Source organism: Nitrosomonas eutropha, from assembly GCF_003201195.1.
Taxonomy (GTDB): domain Bacteria; phylum Pseudomonadota; class Gammaproteobacteria; order Burkholderiales; family Nitrosomonadaceae; genus Nitrosomonas; species Nitrosomonas eutropha.
The window spans coordinates 1-8,469 of sequence record NZ_QICQ01000050.1 but is presented as its reverse complement, the minus strand read 5'-3'; the positions used below and the strand labels follow the sequence as shown (position 1 = coordinate 8,469).

The 8,469-nt window shown below is 47.1% G+C and carries 6 protein-coding genes, 1 tRNA gene and 1 pseudogene; 3 read left to right on the top strand and 5 right to left on the bottom strand.

Annotated elements, in window-relative coordinates; translation table 11 throughout:
- Positions 1–1,031: 1,031 nt before the first annotated feature.
- The 4 genes from C8R14_RS12480 to C8R14_RS12465 all read right to left on the bottom strand — a co-directional run bounded on the left by C8R14_RS12480 (position 1,032) and on the right by C8R14_RS12465 (position 5,045).
- A complete protein-coding gene (locus C8R14_RS12480; protein ID WP_011634301.1) occupies positions 1,032–2,591 on the bottom strand; it encodes an amino acid permease in 1,560 nt (519 codons plus the stop codon).
- A 523-nt stretch (positions 2,592–3,114) separates the two neighbouring features.
- Entirely contained in the window at positions 3,115–3,999 is an 885-nt protein-coding gene (locus C8R14_RS12475; protein WP_011634302.1) for a recombination-associated protein RdgC, read from the bottom strand.
- Between the two features lie 91 nt (positions 4,000–4,090).
- A tRNA-Arg gene (locus C8R14_RS12470) sits at positions 4,091–4,166 on the bottom strand.
- A gap of 75 nt (positions 4,167–4,241) precedes the next feature.
- The gene (locus C8R14_RS12465) at positions 4,242–5,045 is read right to left on the bottom strand and encodes an outer membrane protein assembly factor BamD (protein WP_164502677.1); all 804 of its coding nucleotides are present in this window, start codon (positions 5,043–5,045) and stop codon (positions 4,242–4,244) included.
- Position 5,046: 1 nt separating this feature from the next.
- Between C8R14_RS12465 and rluD the strand changes: the two genes are divergently transcribed.
- The 3 genes from rluD (at position 5,047) to C8R14_RS12450 (ending at position 8,328) form a co-directional block, all read left to right on the top strand.
- Complete coding sequence (gene rluD, locus C8R14_RS12460; RefSeq protein ID WP_011634304.1) at positions 5,047–6,075, top strand: 23S rRNA pseudouridine(1911/1915/1917) synthase RluD; 1,029 nt, start codon at positions 5,047–5,049, stop codon at positions 6,073–6,075.
- A 243-nt stretch (positions 6,076–6,318) separates the two neighbouring features.
- Entirely contained in the window at positions 6,319–7,704 is a 1,386-nt protein-coding gene (gene glnA / locus C8R14_RS12455; protein WP_041353751.1) for a type I glutamate--ammonia ligase, read from the top strand.
- A 153-nt stretch (positions 7,705–7,857) separates the two neighbouring features.
- On the top strand, positions 7,858–8,328 hold the full coding sequence (locus C8R14_RS12450; RefSeq protein WP_011634306.1) for a hypothetical protein: 471 nt from the start codon (positions 7,858–7,860) through the stop codon (positions 8,326–8,328).
- Between the two features lie 55 nt (positions 8,329–8,383).
- Here C8R14_RS12450 and C8R14_RS12445 read toward each other — a convergent pair.
- Positions 8,384–8,469 (bottom strand): annotated as a pseudogene (locus C8R14_RS12445) (IS5/IS1182 family transposase); the annotation flags it as partial.

Below are 8,469 nucleotides of genomic sequence, written 5' to 3'. Positions count from 1 at the left end.
AAGCTGAGGTAAACTACTATAGGCAATTCGCCAGGGAAGCCATTCCGGTGGCTTGACTTTAACCAAACAGCCTCCTCAAAACCCGGGACGATTCAGTATGGCGTTTACGCCTGTTCACCTCAATTTCCTTGCGTCCATGGTTGACCGGATCTGCGGGGAGATCTCTTCAGTTCCGGTCACGGTCATCCATGAGGACGCACCATGAACGATTTGTGCCGCTGGATGCTGCGAGGAGCGATGAGCGCAGCGATAGAGCGATCGAGCAGTGCCCAGAAAGGTGTTGGAATGATGGAAATCGCTTAAATCGCGTTTTAAGCCCTTTCTGTGGCCAGCAGAAAATATCGAGACCTTCGGCGACATCCGAGCTTGCGAGGAAGAGACCGAAGCAGCGTAGATTTTTCGTCGCGGGTTACGCCGTAACGCTTTCGGGATTGCTACCGCTCGCCCCCCATCCACCCCCTTACAAAACGGGGTCTCGGGGTTTGCGTGAAAATCTTTCCACCTCTTTTTATGGATATCTTTTCAACCATCAACTATTCTTTAAATCATGAATGCAAATTTTTCACACGCTATTTTTCCTCTGAATTTTTCTCCCGGAAATTTTGTAATTGTGCAAGCCATTGATTTTATTGCTTGCAAATTATACGAAATTAAATAAGCTTTTTGCAGATAAAGACAATTAGATACGGTTCATGGCTATGACAGTTCCTCTTTGATGGGTTTGTTTGGGCCAGTGTGCGCTTATCATAGAAAAAATTGGGCTTGGCTGAATAATCTAATCAGGAAATCTTTTCCAGCAGGCGGCAATAAGGGCAATCCGATGCAGACCAGATGATCGCCACAGGAGACGTGGATCGTTCAATGAGAATAAGGTGATCCAGCGGCACATCTTGCTTAAGCTGCTGTCACAACCAGGAACGTTTCCCCTCAGGGCTATTTTCAGCAGGTGATTGAATCGATCATCCCGGACCGCACGGCATAAGTTTCTCATGCCTTATGTTCCGATTGAGCATCAGAATTATGGCAGGAGGTTACTTTTCCTTGTCTCGTTCTCCTTCTTCGTGATTCACGAGAGATCGGATTGGTTCAATCAAATTTTCGCCACCAGGGGGAGTACTAATACCCAGCAGAACATGACTTCTGCGATAGCCATACAGAAAATAAAAAATCAGCCCAACTCCTGTCCAGATTGGAAATACCAGTTGGGCATCTGTTGGCAGAAACAAAAAAAGTGTTATGCAGCCGCCGATAGCAAGTGGTCCTACCAGCCAGATTACAGGTGCTTTAAAAGGTCTTGCACGATTCTTATCCTTGATCCGAAGAATCATGACGGATAGCGCTACCACTAGAAAAGCAAACAGCGTTCCGGAATTGGAGATATTCGCTAGCTTGCCTACTGGCAGGAAAGCGGCTGATGCCGTAACGACGAGCCCGGTAACCAGTGTCACGATATACGGGGTTTTGAAACGCGGATGAATATGGCTTAATACTTCCGGGAGCAGGCCATCACGCGACATGACGAAGAAAATACGCGTCTGCCCAAACAGCATCATGAGGATGACTGAAGGAAGCGCCAGGAAAGCTGCCAGACCGATCAGGTTGCCAACTTTCTCCCATCCGATCTGGCGTAGCACATGTGCCAGCGCTTCATGCGAACAGACAACCGGTTGTTGTCCCACTGCTGCGAGCAATTTGCATTGCGCTGCCATTTCCCTGGAACCGGGCATAAGACCTTCCCCTGTGGCATCAATTAATGGCTGCGCACCTACCGCACCGACCACACCAGCGGAAATCAGTAAATAAAATAATGTACAAATCAACAATGAGCTGATCAGGGCAATCGGAAGATTTCGTTGTGGATCTTTGGTTTCTTCCGCCGCAGTCGATACCGCATCGAAACCGACATACGCAAAAAAAATGGATGCCGCTGCAGCGGCAACACCTGATGTTCCTAATGGCAGAAAAGGATCAAAGTGATTCATATCAGCAACCGGCAAAGCAAGTGCTATAAATGCTGTCAGAGCGACAATTTTGACCGCAACAAGAGTAGCATTGAATGTAGCGCTTTCCCGTGTGCCGATGATTAACAAACTGACAACCAGGATGCAAATGATTACTGCAGGCAGATTGATGATTCCCCCGGCAAAGGGGCCATTTACCAGAGCAAAGGGAATTTTAATCCCCAGCGAGGAATTCAATAATCCGACGAAATAGCCTGACCAACCTACGGCCACCGCACCAGCAGCAACAGAATATTCCAGGATCAATGCCCAACCCACCATCCAGGCGATTAATTCACCCAGTACTGCGTAGGAATAGGTATAGGCAGATCCGGATATCGGTACCATCGAAGAGAGCTCAGAATAGCAAAGCGCAGCCACTGCACAGACAAAACCGGCAATGACGAAAGCGATCATCATTCCGGGGCCGGCTTTCTGGGCGGCTTCGGCAGTTAGTACAAAAATACCGGTTCCTATAATTGCGCCGATTCCCAGCAAGGTCAGCTGCCACACGCCCAGGGAACGATGAAGACTTTTCTTGGCAGCCGTGGCCAGCATAGAGTCCAGCGATTTTATACGCCAGAAGATCATGAGCTTCCTCCTTCAATAAAAACAGGTAGTTGCAACATTTCTGAATTCAATGCGAGGTAGTGTACAAGAAATGCCATGACCAAAAACCCGAAATCGAGATACATACTTCTACATTTTTCACAATCTTTGCGAAATATTTGTGAACTGACAAGCTAAGGCGGTCTATGAAGAAACTCATTCCCAATTGAAAGTGACCCTGACACCTGAGAGCCTGTTCAAGATCACGATTAAGGGATGCAGTGCAAGGCAAAATTGAACGAGAAAGCGGAGCATACTTGAAGTATGTGAGCATTTTGAGTTCAATTTCAACGCCGCAACGCGCCCTTCAGTGAGATATTGAAAAGGCTCTGAGCAATACACCAAATTACAGGAGCTAAAACAGCACCGGCAAGAACAGCGGCGCAAAAAATATCTGGAAAAACAGTAGAATATCACAACAGGAAAAATGCAGGACTCAGCAGCAACAACCCCGCAACACATACTTTATCCGCAACGACGCACCTTTATCAGCCGTTGTAGGCGGTTATTCATCGACCATTCCCCCTAATGCATCCATCAATTCGGGCAGTAGCTGCCGCAATTCAGCCGTCATTAGGAAAAAATCGCTATCAAACTGTTCTTCAGCTGTTTCTGTCGATTCCCGGTCGATATCAAGCAAGGTTATTCGCTTTAACTGCAGATTTTCATCGAGAATAAATGAGATCCTGTCTCGCCAGGTTATTGCCAGTTTGATGACTTCCTTGCCAGTCCGGACATGTCGGGTAATTTCCTGTAGATCAGGCAATTGCTGCACATAGCTCACTGAAATCTTTTTATCCTCGCGGCTGCGGAAAATACTGTCGCTGTCAACAGAGAAAATTGCAGGTGGTTCATCGCCCGATAGCCAGGCCGTCATGGTGGATGTTGGTGCAATATTAGTTCTGACGCGCTTTAGCCCAATACCAGTCGATTTAATGAATGCCTCAATCAGGGTATCTGCTCTGGAAGCGCTCGCACCTTCAACAACAAACCAGCCATCCACTGGGTCGATCCACACATGACTCCGTTGCCGGACAGAAAACGCACGTGCCAGCAGCTCACGATAAGCTGCTTCCTTGATATCTTTCATCTGTTTGCGACCAGGTGGGTATCCCTGGTGTGATTCCATTTCCTGTGCACGAACTTTGGCAAGCTGATTGACAACTGACACAGGTAACAGCTTTTTTTCTATCCCCAGCGAGATCAGCATCTGCTGCCCATAGCTGTAGACCAGGCCAGCTTCCTCGGCTCCCGGGGAAACCCAGCCCTTGCTCTGTGCTTCCAGCCCTAGGCAGCCCTGCAATGTTTGCTTCGCTAACCGCTCTTCCAGCTCGTCAAAAGTAATCACTGCATTGGCAAGACGGTAAATCTGTAAATTTTTAAACCACATGAATTTGTATTGAGATAGAAATGCGCGATTAACTACAACAAATCTGAGGATTCCAGTAATCCGGATAGGATCTGTTAACAGGTTGGCAAGTTGGCGCCCTGGAGACGAATCGAACGTCCGACCTACCCCTTAGGAGGGGGTTGCTCTATCCCCTGAGCTACCAGGGCGGGGGCTGCATTTTACGCCAAAATTCCGGATGAACGAAATTGGTATGCGCTCCTGATGTAGAAAAATTCAATTTATTACCAGATTTTCCACCAGGGTTTTTCTACCAGCGAACCGGAATCTGTAAGGTAAGCACTTTCCGGGAAATTTTTTTTGATGACTTTTTCTGTATCTTCGCGCAAATCGATCAGGCCCAACTCATTGTAGGCGCTTGCCATGATGTACAGCGCTTCTTCTGTCGCAGGCGTTTGCGGGTATTCTTCCAGTACAAACTGCGCACGCCTGAGAGCTGCTATGTAAGCTTTCCGTTTCATATAATACCGGGCGACATGAATTTCACCTCTTGCCAGCGCATTGACCAGATAAGCCATGCGCTGCAGTGCATCAGGCGTATATTTACTATCCGGATAACGGGTTACCAGCAGCTTGAAATCTTCAAATGATTCTCTTGAAGCCTTTGCATCCCGTTCGCTCAAATCCTGCTTAATGATTTTGGTGGTTATATACCCCAATAGACCTTGATCATCGTTAAAGCTAGCGAGTCCCTTGATATAATAAGCATAATCAATATTATGATGATGTGGGTAGAGCTGGATAAACCGGTCTGCCGCTGCAATGGCTGAGGCCTGTTCCTGATCCTTATAGTAGGCGTAAGCTATTTCAAGCTGTGCCTGTTGAGCAAACCGTCCATAGGGATAACGGGCTTCCAGTGCTTCGAACAATTTGACTGCAGCTGAATAATTACCCTCGTTAAGCTCATTTTTGGCTTCGATATAAAATTTACTCGCAGACCACTGGCTGTTATCAACCGTTTTTTCGGACAGAATGCCACATGCGGCCAACAATACCATCAACCACCCTGCCAAAAATTGTCGCAACATAATGAATAATCTCAATAACGGGCAAGATGGACGCAATTATAGCGCAAAGCCTGATTCATCCACAGCCAGCGGCCAGAAAAATGAAGATATTATCGAATTGATCGCGCCAGATAATCTTGCAGGATTGCGGCTGGATCAAGTGCTGGCTCAGTTGCTTCCTCAATGGTCGCGCAGCCGGTTACAGCGATGGATTGGAGAAGACCGTGTCAGTGTGGATGGCTCGGCAGGATCAACCAGGCAAAAAATATGGGGAGGAGAAATAATCCATGTTACAGCTGGTCTGGTTGAAAGTGATCAAAGCCATCAGGCTGAGGCGATTCCACTCAGTATTATCTACGAAGATGATCATTTGATTGTCATCGATAAACCCGCTGGTCTAGTCGTTCATCCAGGAAACGGTAACTGGCATGGAACATTATTAAATGCTTTGCTTAACCATGCTCCACAACTCAGCCAGGTGCCACGTGCCGGTATCGTTCACCGACTGGATAAAGACACTACAGGCCTACTGGTTGTTGCTAAGACAATCGAGGCACAACTTGATCTGGTCAGGCAATTACAGCAGCGTACTGTCAAACGTCACTATTTCGCGCTCGCGCTGGGTGGGATCGAGAAAGATGGCCTGGTAGACGCACCCATTGGCCGACACCCTGTGCATCGCACCCGCATGGCCGTGGTGAAAAATGGCAAACCTGCCCGCACATATTATCGGATTCTGGAAAAATTTGTTGCCTGCACATTGCTGCAATGTAGTCTGGAAACTGGACGTACGCACCAGATTCGTGTTCATCTGATGTCTATTGGTCATCCGTTGGCGGGAGATCCAGTGTATGGCAAAATTTCATCTGATCCACCAACAGCTGATGCGATCGTACACCTGCCAAGACAAGCATTGCACGCCCGGCAGCTCGAACTGACGCATCCTAACAGTGGACAGATTATGCACTGGGAATCTTCGCTGCCGGATGATATGAGCAGACTCTTACAGATAATGCGGAAGACCCCACGACCCATCCTGGCATTTTCATGAATCCGTATTTCTGGATGTAATCGGTGTAATTATTTCCGGGTTCTATCCAAAACACAGATAAGCCATAGTTTTCTACCTGAAATAAAATGACTGACCTATTTATTCGGTGTCTGCCCAACGGTACAATACCGGCCAACGTACCTTCCTTGCATTTTCTCTGCCAAGCTCGTGTACCTTACAAACCGTTTCACAAGTAAATGTTATTTTTCTGGAGAAAAAACTGTGGCAGCTGATGTTTTAAAGATGATTCAGGACCATGAAGTCAAGTTCATTGATCTGCGCTTCACCGATACCAACGGCAGGGAACATCATGTCACAGTTCCCGCACATGTCTTGGATGCCGATAAATTCGAGGATGGTCATCCGTTCGATGGATCCTCAATTGCCGGCTGGAAAAACATTCACGCATCCGATATGTTGCTTATACCTGATCCAGAAACTGCTTCGCTGGATCCTTTTATGGAAGAAACCACATTGCTGCTAACTTGCGATGTGATTGATCCTGCTGATGGGCAGGGATACAACCGCGACCCGCGATCACTGGCCAGACGGGGAGAAACTTATCTGAAATCCACCGGCATTGGTGACGTTGCCTACTTTGGCCCGGAACTGGAATTTTTTATTTTTGACTCGGTACGCTGGCACACCGACATGTCTGGGTGTTTTGTCAAGATTGAATCAGAAGAAGCTTCCTGGAGCTCCAAAAAACGCTATGAAGGCAGTAATAATGGTTATCGTCCCGCAATCAAAGGCGGATATATGCCGGTGCCACCAGTAGATTCTCTGCACGACATTCGCTCAGCTATGTGTATGGTGCTTGATGAACTGGGAATCCCTGTAGAAGTTCATCACCACGAAGTTGCCAATGCCGGACAATGTGAAATTGGTACCCGCTTCAACAGCCTGGTGAAACGCGCCGATTGGAATCAACTGATGAAGTACGTCATTCATAATATTGCTGTTTCCTACGGCAAAACAGCAACATTCATGCCCAAGCCAATTGTTGGTGACAATGGTTCGGGTATGCATGTCCATCAGTCAATCTGGAAGGACGGTAAAAACCTGTTTGCAGGGAACGGTTATGCCGGCATGTCTGAAATCGCGCTGTATTATATCGGGGGCATTATCCGACATGCCAAAGCACTGAATGCTTTTGCCAATCCAGGCACCAATTCGTATAAAAGGCTGGTTGCCGGCTTTGAAGCCCCTGTCAATATTGCTTATTCTTCCAGCAACCGGTCAGCCGCTGTGCGTATCCCCTATGCTAGCAGCCCAAAACAGCGCCGTATTGAAATACGCTTCCCCGATCCCAGTGCCAACCCTTATCTGACCTTTACCGCCCTACTGATGGCAGGGCTAGATGGTATACAAAACAAAATCCATCCAGGCGATCCGATGGATAAAAATCTGTATGATCTGCCCCCGGAAGAAGCCTCGATGGTACCCAATACCTGCACATCACTCGAAGAAGCTCTGGAAAGCCTGGATCAGGATCGTGAATTTTTGACACGCGGTAACGTATTTTCCAACGATATGATTGACGCCTTTATCAAGCTTAAATCAGAAGAGGCAATATTGTTACGTACCACTACACATCCTGTTGAGTTTGCCTTGTACTACAGCCTGTAAAAAGACGGTATTAATCAACGCTTATTCACAGATCACCAACAACGCCACCCGACTTAAAATCTGATATTTTCCGGACAGAACTTCGTATTTCGCTAATTCGTTAAATACGGGGTTCCGGTTCAAACTCATCTATTTTAGAAATCGGGGGTATCCATGAAAAAGACTTACTGCACGATCATACTGTCTGGTGTCATATCACTCGTATTTTCCACTGTTAGTACAGCTTCCGGTATTCACAAGTTAGTGGATGAGCATGGGCGCATCATCTTTACCAATAATGCAGCCAAAGATTCCTTAAGAATTCAATCCGAAACATCCAGATCAACGATTTCCTCCCGCCAAATAAATGGCGTTGCCGGAAATCATCCCAGAGTCAGCAAACTGCAGCAGGATCAGCGAGATACCAAACGTCGGAGAATTCTTTCTCAGGAACTCGCTAATGAAACCAGGTTACTGGAAGACATCCTGAAAACAATTGATCTGACTCTCCGGAAAACGGAAAATTATTTACCAAATCACCCTTACTTCACGTCAAATTATTTTGATATTCTCCAACTGCGTAACCAGGCAGCTTCACACGAACGTAACATCAAGGCACTTAATGCAGAGCTCAATAATCTCTGAAACAAACCTGATTACGGTTAGAGTCTGCTGTTTGATTGGCTGCCTCAGAACCTGTTCAAAGTCTTTTGAGTAGAAGGGCCAGGAAGGCCAGGTGAATAAACTGCAAGCTGGTGTTGAGTAAGCGCTCACAGTTCTTCCACA

Coding starts and splice junctions, on each gene's coding strand:
- C8R14_RS12450 (WP_011634306.1), top strand. CDS start 7,858: ATGAAAAAGACTTACTGCACGATCATACTGTCTGGTGTCATATCACTC.
- C8R14_RS12480 (WP_011634301.1), bottom strand. CDS start 2,591: ATGATCTTCTGGCGTATAAAATCGCTGGACTCTATGCTGGCCACGGCT.
- C8R14_RS12465 (WP_164502677.1), bottom strand. CDS start 5,045: ATGTTGCGACAATTTTTGGCAGGGTGGTTGATGGTATTGTTGGCCGCA.
- glnA (WP_041353751.1), top strand. CDS start 6,319: ATGATTCAGGACCATGAAGTCAAGTTCATTGATCTGCGCTTCACCGAT.
- rluD (WP_011634304.1), top strand. CDS start 5,047: ATGAATAATCTCAATAACGGGCAAGATGGACGCAATTATAGCGCAAAG.
- C8R14_RS12475 (WP_011634302.1), bottom strand. CDS start 3,999: ATGTGGTTTAAAAATTTACAGATTTACCGTCTTGCCAATGCAGTGATT.